Genomic DNA, 16,950 nt, shown 5'->3' on the forward strand with positions numbered 1-16,950 from the left:
GGGCGTGGAGCTCATTGCGCCGCATCGCTCCAACCGCAAGCTCAAGACCCAGGACGGGCGACGGCTGCGGCGCTACGCCCTTTATGAACCATCGCCACCGGTGTGCCCTCTTGTCGACGAAAAGCGCCCGGCCCGATTCCCGTGATCTTCTTGAAGACCTTGCCGAAGGCGGCCTCCGACCGGTAGCCCACCTTCTCCGCCACTACCGCTGTAGAAAGGCGCGTCTCGGCCAGCAGCTCCCGCGCCTTTTGCATGCGCCAGAGGGTCAGGTATTCCATGGGCGGCTGACCGACCAGTTGCTTGAAGCGGGCGGCAAGGGCCGAACGGGACATGCCGACGCGGGCGGCCAGCGAGACCAGGGTCCAGGACTGCTCAGGAGCTCGGTGTAGGTGTGCGAGGGCCGCGGCGATCTGGCGATCCGTGAGCGCCGCGAGCATCCCCGGCGGCGCGGGGGACTGCTGGATGTAGGCCCGCAGCATAAGGATGAACAAAGCCTCCGCGAGCCGATCGACCACCGCCTCCGCGCCGGGGCGCCCTGCCTTCGTCTCCTGGAGCATGAGGTCCAACGTCGTCTTGAGTCCGCTGAAGTCATGGCTGTCGGCCCCGCGGATGAGGATGAAAGGCGGCAGGGCCGCCAGCAGCGGATGCCTGGTGTCGCGGTCGAACTTGAAGTAGCCGCACAGAATCGTCGTCAGGGCGCCTCCTCCGCCGTGGGCGACGGGCCCATAGCCCTCCAGGTCCTGATCCGCCAGGAGCTTTTCGGCGGGAATCGCTTCGCTCTCCGGCGCATCGATCAGCTCATGGGGGTCACCCCGGAGAAAAACCGCCAGGTCACCGCCACGCAAGGGAATCGGCGCGGGCTTACCGGGCAGGCGAAGCCAGCAGCTTCCCCGGACCACCACATGGAACTCGGCGACCGGCTGGGGTCCGATTCCCATGCCCCAGGGTGCCCTGAATTCGCAGCGGAAATAGACCCCGCCGGCCAGGCGCAGGGAGCGCAGGATATCCGTCAATACATCCATGACATCACTCTAGTTTTGGACGTTCGCACAAGAATTCTGTATTTTTAATGATAGTTCGTGCTGAATGCCTGGACTAGAGTATAGGCGCCTTCCGCTTGGAAGGAACTTATCAACTCAAGGTCGAGGAGAAAGCAAGATGGCAACCGTGTCCTACGTGGAAGAGACCGCAGCCAACCACGACGTCAAGCTGGTCTATGACGAGATCAAGAAGGCGTTTGGGCTTCCTTTCGTGCCCAATCTCTTTAAGGCCATGGCAAATCATCCTGCCTACTTGCGCGCCACGTGGGAGCGCCTTAAGGTCATCATGGGTCCCGGGACGTTGGACCGCAAAACCAAGGAGATCATCGCCCTGGTCGTGTCGGCGACCAACGGATGTGAGTACTGCATCAACGCCCATACCGCGACGTTGAAGGCCATGGGCTTCGGCGACGCCGAGGTCACCGAACTCATGGCGGTCGTCGATCTATTCAACGGCTTCAACAAATTCCTCGACGGCCTTCGGGTCGAATCCGACTTGAGGCCTTGAGAGAGCTCTGGGCTTCGCAGCTTGTTTCATCGTTGGCTATCACGAGATAGGAGCGCAATCATGGGTAAATGCTACAACTCCGCGGTCATCAACGCCCCCTGCGAGAAGGTATGGGCCACCGTGCGCAACTTTCACGATCTGTCCTGGGCGCCCCAGGTCGTGACCAAGGCGGTGGCGGTGGGGGATCGCAAGGGGGATCAGATCGGCGCCAGGCGCATCCTCAACGACGCCTTCCACGAGACCCTGCTCGCCCTGGACGACCTGGAGCGTTCCCTCGCCTACAGCATCGACGACGGGCCCGGGCCGGTCGCCAAGGGGGCGGTGAGCAACTACGTGGGACGCGTGCGCGTCCTGCCCATCACGGAAAACGACACCACTTTCATCGAATGGAGCTCGACCTACGAGTCGGCCGATCCCGGCGCCGTCGGCGCCTTCTGCAACCCGATCTACCAGGCCCTTCTGAAGGCGCTGCAGCGGCATTTCGCGTAACCCGACGCCTGGTTTTCGGGTGAATTAGACCCGTCTTAAAATCGAGCACGGTGCGTAGAGCGCAGCGAAGCGCACTGTCCCTGTCCGAAAGCGCCGCTGCGGTGCGCTAAAGCGCTCCCCACTGCTGCTCGGCCAGCCAAGGAGAAAGACATGCCCCAGCTCAAACCCCGTCAACCCGTCCCTGACCTACAAGTGGAAACCCTGAACGCCGGAACCTGGAGACTCGCCAACCAAAGCCCCCGGCACTTCACCATGCTGGTGTTTTACCGCGGGCTTCACTGCCCGATCTGCAAGTCCTACCTGCGCGACCTGAACGGCAAGATTCCCGAGTTCACCGCCCGCGGCGTGGAGGCGATCGCCATCAGTTGCGACGACCGCGAGCGCGCCCTGCGGACGAAGCAAGAGTGGGGGCTGGAGCGGCTCAGGATCGGTTACGGCTTGACCATCTCCAAAGCCCGGGAATGGGGCCTGTTCATCTCCCGCGGCATCAAGGAAGGCGAACCGGCGGAATTCTCCGAGCCGGGGCTATTTCTGGTGAGGCCGGACGGGACGCTCTACGCCTCGGCGGTCAACTCCATGCCGTTCTCCCGTCCCTCCTTCGCCGACGTGCTCAACGCCGTCGATTTCGTGACCAGGAACGATTATCCGGCCCGCGGCGAGGCGTGAGTTGCGCTCGCGGGGCGCTAAATGGCGTCCATGAAGGCCGCCATCCTGCGGCGCATCGCGGCGTCCGGCAGCCGGCCGTAGCCCGCCAGCATGTTGTCTTCCAGGTGTCGAGGCTTTCCGGTGGCGGGAATGGCGCAGGTGACCGCCGGGTGGGAAACGATGTACTTGAGGAAAAACTGGGCCCAGCTCGTGCAATCGAACTCCACCGCCCACTCCGGCACGCTTTTGCCCCTGACCCGGTGGAACAGGTTTGCCTGGGCGAAGGGCCGGTTGACGATGACCGCGGTCCCGGTCTCGGCGGCCAGCGGCAGGAGCTGCTTTTCCGCCTCCCGCTCGGCGATGGAATAGTTGAGCTGCACGAAGTCGAACGCCCGGGTCTTTAGGATCCGCTCCAAGGCGTCGTAGGCGCCTTCGTGGTAGTGGGTGACGCCGATGTAGCGGACCCGGCCCTCCGCTTTCCAGGCCTTGAGCGTCTGCTGGTGGATCTCCAGGTCGAGAAGGTTGTGGATCTGCATAAGGTCCAGGCGCGCGACCCGCAGGCGGCGCAAGGATTGCTCCATCTGGCGGATGCCCGCCTCGCGGCCGGTGGTCCAGACCTTGGTGGCGTAGAACAGCTGGTCCGCCAGCCCGAGCGCGGAGGCGAGATCCCCGACCACGGTCTCGGCGTTCCCGTACATAGGGGAGCTGTCGATCACCGTGCCCCCGCGCAGGACGAAGCGCTGCAGCACCTCCTGGAGGGGCGCGCGTTCGGCGGTGCTTGCGCCCACGTCGAAGGTGCGGTAGGTGCCGAGCCCGATCACCGGAAGCGCCTCGCCGGTCCTCGGGATCGGGCGTTTCAGGATTTCCCGGCCCTCGGGGGGGTGGGCGAGGGCGCCGGGCCCCAGGGCGGCGCCCGCCGCCAGGGCCTGGATCACGCGGCGCCGCAGGGGGGAAGAAGGAGCAGCGGTCATGGGACGGTTTCCTGGGCGATGGCGGCGGTGGAGGGTACCGTGGATGGCTCGCGCCGGCGCAGGGCCTCGTGGCGCGCGCCCAGCCTGATCCCGAGGGCGAGGGAGAGGGCCGCCAGGGGCAGCGCGGCGAGGCAGATGCCCGTGGCGCCCAGCCCCAAGGCCCTCAGCGCCGTGTGCAGCCAGCCGCTCGCCGCGTCGCCGCCCCGGTAGACCACGGTGTCGATGAAGTTCTTGGCTTTGTACTTCTCTTCCACCGGGATCACCGTGAAAAGCGCTTCCCGCGCCGGTTTGGCGAGGAAGAAGTTGCAGGTCCGCCGCAGCACCTGGAAGGCGACGATCACGCCCAGCACCGGGAAAACGGCCAGCACGGCGAAGCCGGCGAGGGAGAGCAGAGGAAGGGCGGCGAGGGCAAGCCCAAGCCCGTAGCGCACCAGGATGCGGCCGGTCAGGAAGATCTGGCCCGCCAGGGTGAGGGCGTTCACCGCCAGGTCCATGGCGGCGAAGAGCTGGGTGCGGCCGCCCGGCGTGGCGATGGCGTCGCGCACGATGCGGGCCTGCTCGAAATAGAGAAAGGTGGACAGGGCCGTGAACAGCACGATGTAGAGGCCGATGCCCAGGAGATAGGGCGAGCTCAGGGTGAGGGTCAAGCCCGCCAGCACGCCGCCGCCCACGGGCTGGTCCCGGGAGGCCGTGACCGGGCCCGGGCGCGCCGACCGGTCGGACCAGCGCAACAGGGCGGCGATGAAGGCCAGGGTTCCGGCGAGGAAGGCGCAGGCGACGAGGAGCAGGTTGGCCGGCCCCAGTTGCTGCGCCAGCCACACCGTCAGCAGGGGACCCGTCACCGCGCCGAGACTGCCGCCGGCCGCGATAGTGCCGAAGAGCCGCTTCGCCTGGTCGCTGTCGAAAAGATCCGCCATGAAGCTCCAGAAGACGGACACGACGAACAGGTTGAACACGCTCACCCATACGAAGAAGCCCCGGGCCAGGAGTTCCCTGGGGGCGCCGCCCTCCAGCGCCAGGTAGAAGGCGATCAGGTGCGCCGCGAAGAAGAGGTACACGGCGGGCACCAGCCGGCGCAACCGGATGCGGGCGACCGCCCACCCGAACAGGGGAGTGGCCGCCAGCATGGCGGCGAAGGTGGCGGTGAAAGTCCACTGCAGGTTTTCCACGCCTCCCTGGATGCCCATTTCGTCCCGCACCGGCCGCAGCACGTAGTAGCCGCACAGCAGGCAGAAGAAGTAGGCTCCCGCTAGCAGGGCGGCGGGCCGCTCGTGGCGGGGAATCCCGGTCAACGACAGGCGCGGGGGTGAAGGCACGGGAGCCTCGTTGCGCTTTTCACGGTGGAACGAATTCCTTTCCGCCGGCCCGCGAGCCCCGGGAGGATTTCCGGACGGAATCGGTGCTCGTCGAGGCGCGGAATCGCCCCCAACGATAGGTCGTTCGCTCTACCGGCGCAAGCATATACAATCGCGGGCATGCGCTGGTCCGACAACGAAATTCGCCGGGGGTTGCTGGCCGGGGCCCGGGATGCGCTGGGCGCCCCGGCCCTGGTGCTCTTCGCCGGCATGGTGGGCTTTGGCGCCTTGGGGCGGGAGAGCGGCCTGGGCTTGTGGGTGACTTCCGCCACCAGCTTCTTCATCTACGCCCTGCCGGGGCAGGTAGTGTTCGTGGAAATGTTCGCGGTGGGCGCCTCGGGGCTGGCCATCTTTCTCGCCGTGTCCCTCACGGCCGCCCGCTTCCTGCCCATGACCCTCACCCTCATGCCCCACGTGCCCCGCCCCCACCACGGGCGCCTCCTGTATGCCCTGGTGCACCTGGTCTCCATGACCACCTGGGCCTCCATGATGAGCGCCTTCCCTCGGCTCAAGCCGGAGGAGCGGCTGCCGTACTTCACCGGCTTCGGCCTGGTGTGCTGGGGCGTGTCGGTGCCCGGGACGGTCCTCGGCTATCTCGCTGCGGGCCACGTGCCCACGTCCGTCACCCTGGGGCTGGTTTTCCTGAACCCACTTTTCTTCTTGCTCCTGTTCGCGGAAGTACGCCAGCGGGCGAGCCGGCTGGCGCTCCTGATCGGCGGGGTGAGCGGCCCCCTGGTGCATCTGGCTGCGCCCGGATGGAGCCTGCTCCTGTGCGGCGTCGTGGGCGGATCGGCCGCGTTCCTGCTGGAGCGGAGGTGGCGGCGTCATGGCCGCTGATCTGGCCCGCTCCCCCTACTGGCCCTGGATCCTGCTCGCGGCTGCCACGGTCGGGACCTATTTGTGGCGCGGGCTGGGCGTCGCCTTTGCCGGCCGGCTGCGCCTGGACAGTCCCTTGTTCCAGTGGTTCACCTGCGTCACCTACGCCATGCTGGCGGCCCTGGTGGCGCGGGTCATCGTGCTTCCGGTGGGGATCCTGGCGGAAACGCCCCTCGCCTTCCGGCTCGTCGCCGCCGCGGCGGGCATGGCAGTGATGCTATGGCGGCGCGGCGGCCTGCTGCCGGGCCTGGCCGCCGGCACTGGGCTCCTGATCCTCCTGTCGGCGATGGTAGCGGATCACCACAGAGCAACTCTGTGGTGAGAAAGCCTTACGCCGCCAGGCGGCCCGCCCGCCGCTGCAGGAGCAGCCACGCTGCCGCGGTGCCCGTCACCAGCAGGAAGGGCAGCGACCACAGGTTGAGGAGCTGCCATCCCTGGCCCGAGATGAGGACCCCGGAAGAGAAGGAGGAGGTGGCCAGGGTGAGGAAGATCAGGAAGTCGTTCACGCCCTGGGTCTTGGCCCGCTCCGCGGGGGTGTGGGTCTCGGTGAGCAGGGTCGTGCCGCCGACGAACATGAAGTTCCAGCCCACGCCCAGCAGGAACAAGGCCAGCCAGAAGTTCATGACCGCGACCCCCGCCAGCGCCACGCCCACGCAGGCGAACATGAGGGCGACACCCGTGAGGATGACGGGCACGACGCCAAAGCGCTGGATCAGGGAGCCCGTCACGAAGGAAGGGGCGAACATGCCGATCACGTGCCATTCGATCACGAAGGCGGCGTCGTGGTACGGGTGGTGGTGCTGGGTCATGGCGATGGGGGTCGCCGTCATGAGCAGGTTCATAACGCCGTAGCCCACCATGGCGGAGAGGACCGCCACCGCGAAGGCCGGCTGGGCCATGATGCGGGAAAGGGGCCGCCCCGCCACCCGCCGCTCGTGCTCCTCCATGGGTGGAATGTCGATGAAGCGCGAGAGGAGCATGGCGATGACCGAAAACCCCATGAGGGAGGCATACGATCCCATGTACGGGGCCCACAGGAGGTCCAGGGTGAGCTTGCTGCTTTCGGGGCCCAGGACGCCGCCGGCGATGCCGCCGGCCATCACCAGCGAGATGGCCTTGCTCTTGAAGTCCAGGCTGGCGGTCTCCGCCGCAGCGAAACGATAGTACTGGCCAAAGGCGTTGTAGACGCCCGCCACCAGGGTGCCGAGGCACAGGGTCCAGAAGCTTTCCAGGTGAACGGCCAGGGTGCACACGGCGGCGCCGGCGAAGCCGAAGGCGGCGCCGGTCATGAAACCGGCGCGCCGTCCCACCCGCTTCATCCAGAAGGACGCGGGCAGGGTGGAGAGGGCGCCGCCCACCACGTAGGCGGTGACGGGCAGCGTCGCCAGCGCCTTGACCTCCGCCAGGGCGAAGCCGGCGAGCCCGTTGATGGAAATCAGGATGACGTTGTGGGTGAAGAGCAGGGCCTGGCAGGCGGCCAGCACCAGGACGTTTTTCCGGGCTCGGTCCATGATCGGGGGCTATAATCTTTTTCGTTCCCGCTCCGGCCGCAGGCGCACTGGAAGGACGGGGCCGGGGGCTCGCGCGGGAAAACGCGATCATAGCCCAGAAACCCCCCGGCGAGACGCCGGAAAGTTTTTGCCGCGGCAGGAGGGCCGGCTTTCATGACGCAGGAGCGGCACAAGCGCTTCGTGGCGGCGGTGGTGCAGGCCGCGCCGGTCGCCTTCGACCGGGCCCGCACCCTGGAGAAGGTGCGAGCCCTGGCGGCGGAAGCCGCGGACAAGGGAGCGAAGGTGGTCCTCTTTCCCGAGGCCTTCGTGTCCGCCTATCCCAAGGGCGCGGACTTCGGCGCCCGCATCGGCATGCGCTCGCCCGAGGGGCGGGAGGAATTCCTCCGCTACTTCGATTCCGCTGTGGACGTGCCGGGCCCCCACGTGGACTTCCTCGCCCAGGTGGCCGGCGAGAACCGCCTCTACCTGGTGATCGGCGTGATCGAGCGGGAGGTAGGCACCCTCTACTGCACCGTCCTGTTCTTTTCACCCGAGGGCCGCTATCTCGGCAAGCACCGCAAGCTCATGCCCACCGCCGTGGAGCGTCTGGTGTGGGGCTTCGGGGACGGCTCCACCCTGCCGGTGTTCGACACTCCGTACGGGCGCCTCGGGGCCGTCATCTGCTGGGAAAACTACATGCCGCTCCTGCGCATGGCCATGTACGCGAAGAACATTCAGCTCTATTGCGCCCCCACCGCCGACGGCCGCGCCACCTGGCTTCCCACCATGCAGCACGTGGCCTTGGAGGGCCGCTGCTTCGTGCTCTCGTGCAACCAGTTCACCCGCCGCCGGGACTTCCCTGCCGACTTCACCCTGGTGCAGGGGAACGACCCCGACACGGTGATCAGCCGCGGCGGAAGCTGCATCGTGGGGCCCCTGGGGCAGGTGCTGGCGGGGCCCGACTTCGAGGGCGAGGCCATCCTGACCGCCGAGCTCGACTTGGGCGAGATCGTGCGCGGTAAGTACGACTTCGACGTGGTGGGTCACTACGCCCGGCCCGACGTCTTTCGTCTGTACGTCAACGAGCGGCCCCAGCCGCCGGTGGTGGTCGCGGACGGGACGCCGGAAGATCCGTTTCCCGGCAAGCCCTGAGGGGAAACAAGATTTATTAACATTTCCACCCTTGACCCTGTACTAACGTACACAGAATAAATTTGCCTCCGCCAAGCGAGGAGGGGGTATGGAAGGGTGGACCATCGGGGAAGTGGCCCGGCGGGCGGGCGTCGGCGTCGAGACGATCCGCTTCTACGAGCGGGAAGGGCTGATCGAGCAGCCTCCCCGGCCGAAGGGCTCGGGCTATCGCCGCTACCCGGAGGCCACCGTCCTCCGCATCCGCTTCATCCGCCAGGCGCGGGATCTGGGTTTTTCCCTCAAGGAAATCGGCGAGCTGATCCACCTGCGGGGGCTCCCCGGTGCGGACGCCTCCCAGGTGCGCGCCTGGGTGGAGACCCGACTCGCCCAGGTGGACCAGCGCATCGACAAGCTCCAGCGGTTGAGGCGCGTCCTCGAAGCCCTGATCGCCACCTGCCCGATGGAAGGGCCCCTGTCCCAATGCGCTATCATCCACGCCCTGGAGCAGGGCGTCATCGCGATCCAGACTGAAGAATAGGCTCGCGGTGACCGCTCGCGCCGCCCGGTCCGCGGAACCCTTTGCCCCGTTCCCCCTCCGGAATCAGCCCCGCTTCTCGAACGGCCCGTCCCGGTCCAGCACGATGTCGAAGACGCCCACCGGCTCACCCGTTTCGGCGCGGGCGTCGAAAGCGACAATGAGGCTCGCTCGAGCCTTCGGGTCGCGGATTGCGTTGAGGATGAAATCCCGCTCGTTTTCCGGCGCGCCCGCCACGTACATCTGGGTGACCAGGGGCGAGAAGTCCTCGCCGCCGATGGCGAAATGGATGTGGGGCGCGCGGCCCGGGTAGGGCACCGGCTTGATGGTGCGGAAGCGGTAGGCGCCGTCCTCTCCCGTGACGAACTGGCCGTAGCCCTGGAAGTTGGGATCGATGGGCCGGTCGCTGCGGTCGTGGGGATGGTGGTAGCGGCCGAAGGCGTTGCACTGCCAGATCTCGATGCGGGCCTTGGGCACGGGCCGCCCGTTCCGGTCCAGGACGCGTCCCACCACGTGCACGATCTCCCCGCTGGCTAAACCCGGGCGGCCGGCGACGGTGACGAGATCGTTGTCCTTCTCCAGCGGCAAAGTGAGGGGATAGAACGGCCCCCGGGTCTGGCGCGGCGTGGGGATAAGGGCCGCGAGCAGGGCGGGGGAGGCGAAGAGGGCCCCTGCCCCCATAGCGCCCGCGAGGAAACGGCGCCGCTGGAAGCGGCCCGCGGCTAGAGGGAGGGGCGAGGGTTCAGTAGGCTTGCTTGACACGGAGGTACTCCTCCCGGTTCATGGAAGTCACGGAAATCTCCTTGAGCAGGTTGCCCTGGAGCACCTGCAGTTTCACCGCGGTGCCGGCGGGCCCTTTGGCCCACAGCTTGCGATAGAAGTCGGCCTGGTTCTCCAGCGGATTCCCGTCGAGCCCGGTCACAATGTCGTTGGGCCGGATGCCGGCCCGGTCGGCGGGACCTTCGGGCGCGACCCGCACCACGAACAGCCGCCCTTGGACCTCTTCGGTGGACAGCCCCAGCCAGGGCCTGGGGGGCCCGGTGCGCCGACCGTCGTCCAGCAGGTCGGCCAGGATCGGTTTCAAGATGTCGACGGGCACGAACATGTTGCCGGGAAAGCGCACCCCCGGCTCGACGGCGTCGGGCACCAGCAGGGAGCCGATGCCCAATAGCCGCCCGTCCTGCCCGATCAGGGCGGCCCCGCCCCAGTTGAGCACGGGGGGCACGGTGAAGATGGCGTTCTCCAGCAGGTATTCCCAGGCGCCAGTGAACTGGCGCCGGGAAACCACCATTCCTACCGCTGTGGCGGAGGGTCCGCCGAAGCCCGCGATCAGCACCTCGTCCCGGACTTTAAGCTGGCTGGCGTCGCCTAACTCGATGGGGGGCACGCTCACGGGCGTGACGGTGCGCGCCAGCCCGAAACCTGTCGCGTGGTCGTAGGCGATCAGAGTGGCGGCGTGGGTCTTGCCGGTGGAATCGGTGACCTCGATGCTGTCGGCTTCCAGCACCAGGTAGCCGATGGTGAGCACCAGGCCGTTCGGATCGATCACCACGCCGCTTCCTTCCCGACTATGCCCGAGGTAAGGCGCGGTGCGGGCGTCGGGTAGCGCCTTGGTTTTCACTCGCACCACCGCCGCCAGGGGATTGGGACCGTCGGCGCTGCCGTTGGCCTCGGCCGCTTCTGTGGCGGGAGAAAAGGAAAGGCTCGCCCAGAAAAGCGCCAGGACCGCGATTCCCAGCCCGGAGCGGCGAGCGGGGCGGCGGGGTGCGGTCATGGGGATCCTCCTTTGCCCGGCGACGGGCAATCAATCCCTTAGGCGGTTCGAACCGGGGAATAGTTCGGCAGTCGCAAGCCCGCGCCGGGGCGCGTAGGCAAGGGCAATTCGTTCTGGGAGAATAGCATTTTGAATGCAGGGGACTGCCGGCGGTAGCAGGTGGCGAGCACAACGATGGGCGCGGACACGCGAAAACAGGATTTCGAGGCGAACAAGCGGGCCAAGCGCCTGCGCCGTCTGGTGGGGCAGGCGATCCACGACTACCGGATGATCGAAGCCGGCGATCACGTGATGGTCTGCCTCTCGGGAGGCAAGGACAGCTACACCTTGCTGGATGTCCTGCTGGCCCTCCAGGAGAAGGCCCCGGTCCCCTTCCGGCTCACCGCGGTTAACCTGGACCAGAAGCAGCCCGGTTTCCCCGAGCACGTGCTGCCGGAATATCTGACGGCTCGCGGCGTTTCCTACCGCATCGAGCGCCAGGATACCTATAGCGTGGTCAAGCGGGTCATCCCCGAGGGCAGGACCCTGTGCTCCCTCTGCTCCCGGTTGCGCCGCGGCATCCTGTACCGGGTCGCCTCGGAGATCGGCGCCACCAAGATCGCCCTGGGCCACCACCGGGACGACATCCTGGAGACCCTCTTCCTCAACCTGTTCTACGGGGGCAAGCTCAAGGCTATGCCGCCCAAGCTCGCGTCCGACGACGGCCGGCACGTGGTGATCCGGCCTCTCGCCTACTGCCGCGAGGGGGACATCGCCGCGTACGCGCAAGAGCGGCGCTTCCCCATCATCCCCTGCAACCTGTGCGGCTCCCAGCCCAACCTGAAGCGGCAGGCGGTGAAGGAGATGCTGCGGGAGTGGGAAAAGCGCTTTCCGGGGCGGATCGAAAGCCTGTTCCGCAGCCTGCAGAACGTGGTGCCCTCCCACCTCGCCGACCCGCGGCTTTACGACTTCGCCAACTTGAGGCCGCCCGGCTCGCCCCAGCCCGAGGGCGACCGAGCCTTCGACCCCGAGGAATTTCCCCAGCCCGCGTTCGCGGAGGACTGACGGTCTGTTCGTGAGTCCCGAACCGCTCGCCGTCCCGCCGAGCGCCACCCTGCGCCTGCCCGACGGCCGCCGCCTCGGCTACGCCGACTACGGTGACCCGGGGGGCGTGCCGGTGCTGGTGTTTCACGGGCTGCCGGGCTCCCGCTACCAGCGGCATCCGGACCTGGGTCTGGCGGCGCGGCTCGGCGCCCGCATCGTGGCGCCGGAGCGGCCGGGGTTCGGGCTCTCCGATTCGCTGCCCTCCCGGCGCCTCACCGATTGGGCCGGGGACGTGGCGGCCCTGGTCGATGCGCTGGGCTTCGAACGTTTCGCGGTCGCTGGCGTCTCCGCCGGCGGCCCTTATGCGCTTGCCTGTGCGGCATGGCTTGCGAAACGCGTCGCGGGGGCGGCGGTGGTGAGCGGCGTGGGCCCGCCGGGGTCGATGCCCGGCGCCATGCCTATGGCATGGACAGTACGGGCCGCGTTCCGGCTGGCGCCCCGCTTTCCCTGGCTTTTGCACGCACCCCTAGGCGCGGCCGCCGCCCTCGGGCGCGCCCAGCCGGGGCGCTACCTGGATCTGCTCGCCTCCCACCTCCACCCGGTGGACCGGGAAGTGCTGGCGAGGCCCACGGTGCGCGCTATGTTCGCCCAGGATCTGGCCGAGGGACTGCGGCGCGGCGCCGGGCCCTTCCTCCAGGACCTGGGGTTGCTCGCCGCCGATTGGGGCTTCGATCCGGCGACGATCGAGGTGCCGGTCGAGCTCTGGCACGGGGACGCGGACCTGATGATTCCCCTCTCCGCGGCCCTGGCCCTGGAGCGGCGGTTGAAGCGGCCGCGGCTGGAGCGGGTCTGCGGCGGCGGCCACTTCTTGGTGATCGACCGCTGGCCGGAGATCCTCGGCCGGCTCATCGCCGCGCTCTCGACCTCTTGAGGGGCTTCTTAGGTGTCGAGAGGATGGCGATGGTGTCGCGGATCTGGACGCGGGATCCGTTCGACGACACTGGTTCCAAGGGCCGGGAACGGTTTTTTCCCAAGGGCGGAAGCGCCCCGGCAAAGGGCTCCCGATGGGGGTCAAAGAAAAAAGCTTGACATCAGAACGTTACGGGGAATCCGGAGGGCGGTCTGGACAAGGGGTTCCCGGGCGCTCCGGCGGCCCGGCGGGCCGGGGGCTGGCATGCTCTTTGCGCATTCATCGGGAGACAGGCAGAACCTTGACCAGGAATTGGGTGCAGGAAAGGGAGAAATAGGGTGGAAACGCCACGCGCCAGCTTGGGGGAAGCGCGCCCGATTTGGGGACAAGGCCTCACGGCAACGGAGGTGGATCACATGGTCGTGCTTTATAGTAGCCAGAACTACTACGTGGTGGAGTATCCGATGCAGTGCGGCCTGGAAGTGATCGACCGCCAGACCCGGCGCGGGGTGTTTCTCACGGGAGAGCTGGCCTCCACCATCCGCGTGTCCATGGAGCACGTGCTGGCCGAGAATCCCTCCCAGGAATCCATGGACCAGTTTCTGGGCGAGTTCGAGGGATTGCTGACCCAGCCGGTCATTCTTCACTGAACTTCAGGGCGCGCCCGGCGGGGTTGCTGCTCTGGCGCAGCGCCCGAACGAACGCGCCGAACGGCAGCCCCAACGCCTGTTCCAGCGCCTTTCCACGCCGCTTCAATACTTCCCATCTCAGCCTGGCCGGCGCATCGCGCAGGGCCAGCGCGACCACGTTGCTCCCGGGCTCCGGTTGGAGACATAGGGGTCGCGTCCCGAAGGCGGCTTCCAGGCGCTTCAAGTGCCGGGGGAGGGCCGGATCGTCCCCCAGCAGGTTCAACACCAGCGCGCCCCCCGCCCGCAGGGCATCCCGCGCATCGGCTAAAAAGGAAGCGTCCGCCAGGGCCGGCGCCGGACAACGGGCGTCGAAGGCATCCACCAGGAGGGCGTCCGCGGTCCCGGGGTGGGAGCGGACGTAGTCCGCCCCGTCGCCGAGCTGGACCTTCAGCCGCTCGTCGTCCTCCGGCAGATAAAAGAAGCTGCGCGCCGCCGCCACCACCCGGGGGTGAAGCTCCACCACGGTGGTGCGCACGCCGGGCAGGCGATGGTGGATGAACTTGGCGAGGGACCCGCCCCCCAGGCCGATCATCAGCACTTCCCTCGGATGGGGGACGAAGAGCAGGAACGCCATCATCGCCCGGGTGTAGGCGAGCTCCAGCGCGTTGGGGTCCGCGAGGCGCATGGCGCTTTGCACTCGCTCGTCCCCCAGATGGAGCGCACGCACGCCGTCCTGCTCGCTGATGGCGATGCGCGGTTCTTCGCCTTCGCCCCGGCCGGCGAGGACTCGGAGCCCGAGGCGTCGCTTTCTGCCGTCAGGCGTCACGGTGGTCCTGGCTCCGGCCCGAGGGACCTGACGAGAAGCAAAAATTTGTTAAGCTTGGCCGGGCGCTGGGGTAAATCCTTGCGCTCGGGAGCTTGAGCGCGCCCGCGCACGAGGGAGCGTCGACGGCCCGGCCGCCCGGGGTTCGCGGCAGTCTGCACGAGGAGGACTTTGTGAAGCGACAAGCATGGATACTGGCATGGACCGCGTTGGCCGCGGTCCTCTGGCTCCCGCCGACGGTGTCCGGGGCGCTGCCCCCAGGCCGCGCGGGGGAGATCCCGACCCTCGCCCCCATGCTGGCCGAAGTGACGCCTGGCGTGGTCAACATCGCGGTGATCTCCCGCGCCCAGGACTACGACAACCCGCTGCTGCGGGACCCGTTCTTCCGCCGCTTCTTCAACATTCCCGACCCCCGCCCCACTATCAGCGCCGGCTCCGGCGTCATCGTGGACGCGGCCCAGGGTTACGTGCTCACCAACCACCACGTCATCCAAAAGGCGGATCAGGTGGTAGTCACTACCCGGGATCGGCGCCGCTTCAACGCCCGGCTGGTGGGCAGCGACCCGGGCACGGACATCGCACTCCTCAAGATCGACGCGGACAACCTGAAGGCAATCCCTTTCGGCGACTCCGACGCGCTGCGGGTCGGCGATTTCGTAGTGGCCATCGGCAACCCCTTCGGCCTGGGGCAGACGGCCACCTCCGGCATCGTGAGCGCGCTAGGCCGCAGCGGCATCAACGTGGAGGGCTACGAGGACTTCATTCAAACCGACGCGTCCATCAATCCCGGAAACTCCGGGGGCGCCCTAGTGAATCTCCGGGGCGAGCTGGTGGGCATCAACACGGCCATTATCGCCCCCTCCGGCGGCAACGTGGGCATCGGCTTCGCGGTGCCTTCCAACATGGCCCGCCGGGTCATGGACCAGCTCATCCGCTTCGGCGAGGTGCGCCGGGGCTGGCTGGGGGTCACCGTGCAGGACTTGACGCCGGATCTCGCCAAGGCCCTGGGCGTTCCCCTGGCCGAGGGCGCGGTGGTGGTGGAGGTGGCCGAAGGCTCCCCCGCGCAGAAGGCCGGGCTGAAACCCCGGGACATCATCACCTCGATCAACGGGCGGGCGATGCGCACTTCGAGCGAGGTAAGGAACGAGCTGGGGCTTACTCCCGTGGGCGAGCGGGTGGAGATCCGGGTGCTGCGAGAAGGCAGGCCCCTGACCCTCGCAGGCCGCATCGGGGAGGTGGGCGGACCGGGCAGCGGCGGAGTTGCCGTGCCCCAGCTCGCCGGCGCCCGCTTGGCGGACGTGGAGCGGGGCGGCCGGCCCCAGGGGGTGGGCGTGGTCTCGGTGGAGCGGGATTCGGAGGCTTGGCGGCTGGGGCTGCGCCGGGGCGACGTGATCATCGCCGTGAATCAGCGGCGGGTTGCGTCGGTAGCGGAGCTGCGGGAAGCCCTCAAGGACGCGGACCGCACCCTGGCCCTGACCATCGTGCGGGGGGACGCGGTGCTCAATCTGATCGCGCGGCGCTGAAGCCAGAGTTCAAGCGGCCTGGTTTTCTTCCCGGGCTTGTGGCGCGGCGGGCCGCTTCGGCTCGGGCAACGGATAGTAGTAGTAACCCCGGATCGGCTCCTGCACTTCCTTGTAGCGCCGCTGCTCCTCCAGGTCGATTTTCTTGTCCCACCAGCGGCAGCGGGCCTTGCGCTGCTCCTCCGCGAGGTGGGGGTTCTTCTCCATGAGCTCCCGGATGAATTTGGTCACGTCCGATTCGTACATGGCGCACTCTGGAGGGGAATGAAGAACCGCTTGAGTGGCCGCCATTTTAGCATTCCGTGGCCGACGCTGCGGACGCCGGCGGCCATGGTATCGTGACCGGGGCCAGGGTCGAAGGAAGCGGAAAGGTCATGGAGCCGGAAAGGGAGGCGCTCGTGGGTCACGTGGGCCCGGCCGGGGTCGACCGTAGCCCGGGGGCGGCGCTCGGGCGACGCGCCCGGGCCTTCGCCGGAGCTGTGGGGGCGCTGGCGCTAGCTTTCTGCCTCCCGGGTGCCCGGGCCGCCGGAGAGGAGCGCTTCGAAGTCCCCCGGCCGCCGGGATGGAAGCTGAGCCTGTCCCTCACTTGGCCCGATCTGCGCATGCTGGAATACCTCCCGTCGGGGCAGACCCTGGAGGCGTGGCAGGACCGGTTGACAGTCCAGTCCTTCCCGCGGCTCAGGGACGTATCCCTCGAGCGCTATCTCGATTCCATCGGCCAGCAGGCACGCCGGGTCTGCGATCAGGTCCAGGTGACCGCGATCGGGAGCGGGACCTTGAACGGCTATCCGACGGCTGACATGGGGCTTTATTGCACCCGATTCGTCGAATCCGGCCAGGGGGAGATCACCCTGTTCCGGGTCGTGCAGGGCGTCGAGGGGTTGTACGTGGTGCAGCGGGCCTGGCGCGTGACGCCGTTCAGCCTCGCCGCGCCCCCCGTCAGGCTGGAGGTCATCGCCCAGTGGGCCGAGTACCTGCGGTCCATCACCGTGTGCCACCCGGCCGTTCCCGCCCATCCCTGTCCGTAGAGAGGCATAAAAAAAAAGCCCCGCGTACGCGGGGCCTTCCGTGCCAGGTCTTCGGGTGCCGGTCAATAGTCCATGTCGCCCGTGCCGTGGCCGGCCGAGGCGGTGGCTTTTTCCTCCTTCGGCAGCTCGGCCACCATGGCGTCGGTGGTGAGGATCAGCCCGGCGATGGAGGCCGCGTTCTGCAGGGCGGTGCGCGCCACCTT

General features: G+C 67.8%; 20 protein-coding genes. 12 read left to right on the forward strand and 8 right to left on the reverse strand.

Annotation, left to right across the window (positions count from 1 at the left end):
• Positions 1–41 precede the first annotated feature (41 nt).
• Positions 42–1,022, reverse strand: coding sequence for an AraC family transcriptional regulator (locus tag ACTFO6_RS16835; RefSeq protein ID WP_439935603.1), 981 nt, complete (start codon positions 1,020–1,022; stop codon positions 42–44).
• A gap of 136 nt (positions 1,023–1,158) precedes the next feature.
• Between ACTFO6_RS16835 and ACTFO6_RS16840 the strand changes: the two genes are divergently transcribed.
• The 3 genes from ACTFO6_RS16840 (at position 1,159) to ACTFO6_RS16850 (ending at position 2,703) form a co-directional block, all read left to right on the forward strand.
• Positions 1,159–1,548 (forward strand): carboxymuconolactone decarboxylase family protein, encoded by a 390-nt coding sequence (locus tag ACTFO6_RS16840; RefSeq protein WP_439935604.1) that lies wholly within the window; start codon positions 1,159–1,161, stop codon positions 1,546–1,548.
• 60 nt (positions 1,549–1,608) lie between these two features.
• The gene (locus tag ACTFO6_RS16845) at positions 1,609–2,037 is read left to right on the forward strand and encodes an SRPBCC family protein (protein ID WP_439935605.1); all 429 of its coding nucleotides are present in this window, start codon (positions 1,609–1,611) and stop codon (positions 2,035–2,037) included.
• A gap of 150 nt (positions 2,038–2,187) precedes the next feature.
• Complete coding sequence (locus tag ACTFO6_RS16850) at positions 2,188–2,703, forward strand: peroxiredoxin-like family protein (RefSeq protein WP_439935606.1); 516 nt, start codon at positions 2,188–2,190, stop codon at positions 2,701–2,703.
• 17 nt (positions 2,704–2,720) lie between these two features.
• Here the strand turns inward: ACTFO6_RS16850 and ACTFO6_RS16855 are convergent, their stop codons facing one another.
• Entirely contained in the window at positions 2,721–3,653 is a 933-nt protein-coding gene (locus ACTFO6_RS16855) for an aldo/keto reductase (RefSeq protein WP_439935607.1), read from the reverse strand.
• Entirely contained in the window at positions 3,650–4,969 is a 1,320-nt protein-coding gene (locus ACTFO6_RS16860) for an NTP/NDP exchange transporter (protein WP_439935608.1), read from the reverse strand. The genes ACTFO6_RS16855 and ACTFO6_RS16860 overlap by 4 nt, the downstream gene beginning before the upstream one ends.
• 159 nt (positions 4,970–5,128) lie before the next feature.
• Here ACTFO6_RS16860 and ACTFO6_RS16865 point away from each other — a divergent pair, with 159 nt between their 5' ends.
• Positions 5,129–5,845 carry an AzlC family ABC transporter permease gene (locus ACTFO6_RS16865; RefSeq protein ID WP_439935609.1) on the forward strand — a complete coding sequence of 239 codons (717 nt, stop codon included), beginning with the start codon at positions 5,129–5,131 and terminating at the stop codon, positions 5,843–5,845.
• Entirely contained in the window at positions 5,835–6,206 is a 372-nt protein-coding gene (locus ACTFO6_RS16870; RefSeq protein WP_439935610.1) for an AzlD domain-containing protein, read from the forward strand. The genes ACTFO6_RS16865 and ACTFO6_RS16870 overlap by 11 nt, the downstream gene beginning before the upstream one ends.
• A 7-nt stretch (positions 6,207–6,213) precedes the next feature.
• Here the strand turns inward: ACTFO6_RS16870 and ACTFO6_RS16875 are convergent, their stop codons facing one another.
• A complete protein-coding gene (locus ACTFO6_RS16875) occupies positions 6,214–7,395 on the reverse strand; it encodes an MFS transporter (RefSeq protein ID WP_439935611.1) in 1,182 nt (393 codons plus the stop codon).
• Positions 7,396–7,548: 153 nt separating this feature from the next.
• Here ACTFO6_RS16875 and ACTFO6_RS16880 point away from each other — a divergent pair, with 153 nt between their 5' ends.
• Together ACTFO6_RS16880 and ACTFO6_RS16885 are read left to right on the forward strand one after the other, a co-directional pair.
• On the forward strand, positions 7,549–8,526 hold the full coding sequence (locus tag ACTFO6_RS16880; RefSeq protein ID WP_439935612.1) for a nitrilase-related carbon-nitrogen hydrolase: 978 nt from the start codon (positions 7,549–7,551) through the stop codon (positions 8,524–8,526).
• 88 nt (positions 8,527–8,614) lie between these two features.
• Positions 8,615–9,043: a MerR family transcriptional regulator gene (locus ACTFO6_RS16885; RefSeq protein WP_439935613.1), complete on the forward strand. Its 429-nt coding sequence runs from the start codon at positions 8,615–8,617 to the stop codon at positions 9,041–9,043.
• 63 nt (positions 9,044–9,106) lie between these two features.
• On the opposite strand, the gene ACTFO6_RS16890 is transcribed toward ACTFO6_RS16885, so the two are convergent.
• Complete coding sequence (locus tag ACTFO6_RS16890; RefSeq protein ID WP_439935614.1) at positions 9,107–9,802, reverse strand: dioxygenase family protein; 696 nt, start codon at positions 9,800–9,802, stop codon at positions 9,107–9,109.
• Complete coding sequence (locus ACTFO6_RS16895) at positions 9,783–10,814, reverse strand: S1C family serine protease (RefSeq protein WP_439935615.1); 1,032 nt, start codon at positions 10,812–10,814, stop codon at positions 9,783–9,785. Before ACTFO6_RS16895 ends, ACTFO6_RS16890 begins: the two co-directional genes overlap by 20 nt.
• A gap of 174 nt (positions 10,815–10,988) precedes the next feature.
• On the opposite strand from ACTFO6_RS16895, the gene ttcA reads away from it, so the two are divergent.
• The 3 genes from ttcA (at position 10,989) to ACTFO6_RS16910 (ending at position 13,397) form a co-directional block, all read left to right on the forward strand.
• Positions 10,989–11,858 (forward strand): tRNA 2-thiocytidine(32) synthetase TtcA, encoded by an 870-nt coding sequence (gene ttcA, locus ACTFO6_RS16900; protein WP_439935616.1) that lies wholly within the window; start codon positions 10,989–10,991, stop codon positions 11,856–11,858.
• 10 nt (positions 11,859–11,868) lie between these two features.
• Complete coding sequence (locus ACTFO6_RS16905) at positions 11,869–12,768, forward strand: alpha/beta fold hydrolase (RefSeq protein WP_439935617.1); 900 nt, start codon at positions 11,869–11,871, stop codon at positions 12,766–12,768.
• A gap of 395 nt (positions 12,769–13,163) precedes the next feature.
• Entirely contained in the window at positions 13,164–13,397 is a 234-nt protein-coding gene (locus ACTFO6_RS16910; RefSeq protein ID WP_439935618.1) for a BTH_I0359 family protein, read from the forward strand.
• Here the strand turns inward: ACTFO6_RS16910 and ACTFO6_RS16915 are convergent.
• Entirely contained in the window at positions 13,384–14,202 is an 819-nt protein-coding gene (locus tag ACTFO6_RS16915) for a methyltransferase (RefSeq protein WP_439935619.1), read from the reverse strand. The genes ACTFO6_RS16910 and ACTFO6_RS16915 overlap by 14 nt on opposite strands.
• A 170-nt stretch (positions 14,203–14,372) precedes the next feature.
• On the opposite strand from ACTFO6_RS16915, the gene ACTFO6_RS16920 reads away from it, so the two are divergent.
• Positions 14,373–15,722, forward strand: a complete 1,350-nt coding sequence (locus ACTFO6_RS16920) for a DegQ family serine endoprotease (protein WP_439935620.1) — start codon at positions 14,373–14,375, stop codon at positions 15,720–15,722.
• 9 nt (positions 15,723–15,731) lie between these two features.
• On the opposite strand, the gene ACTFO6_RS16925 is transcribed toward ACTFO6_RS16920, so the two are convergent.
• Positions 15,732–16,010 (reverse strand): DUF3460 family protein, encoded by a 279-nt coding sequence (locus ACTFO6_RS16925; protein WP_439935621.1) that lies wholly within the window; start codon positions 16,008–16,010, stop codon positions 15,732–15,734.
• 83 nt (positions 16,011–16,093) lie between these two features.
• On the opposite strand from ACTFO6_RS16925, the gene ACTFO6_RS16930 reads away from it, so the two are divergent.
• Positions 16,094–16,747: a hypothetical protein gene (locus ACTFO6_RS16930; RefSeq protein ID WP_439935622.1), complete on the forward strand. Its 654-nt coding sequence runs from the start codon at positions 16,094–16,096 to the stop codon at positions 16,745–16,747.
• Positions 16,748–16,950 lie beyond the last annotated feature (203 nt).

The sequence above is a fragment of the Pelomicrobium sp. G1 genome, from assembly GCF_051905455.1.
Classification (GTDB): domain Bacteria; phylum Pseudomonadota; class Gammaproteobacteria; order Burkholderiales; family UBA6910; genus Pelomicrobium.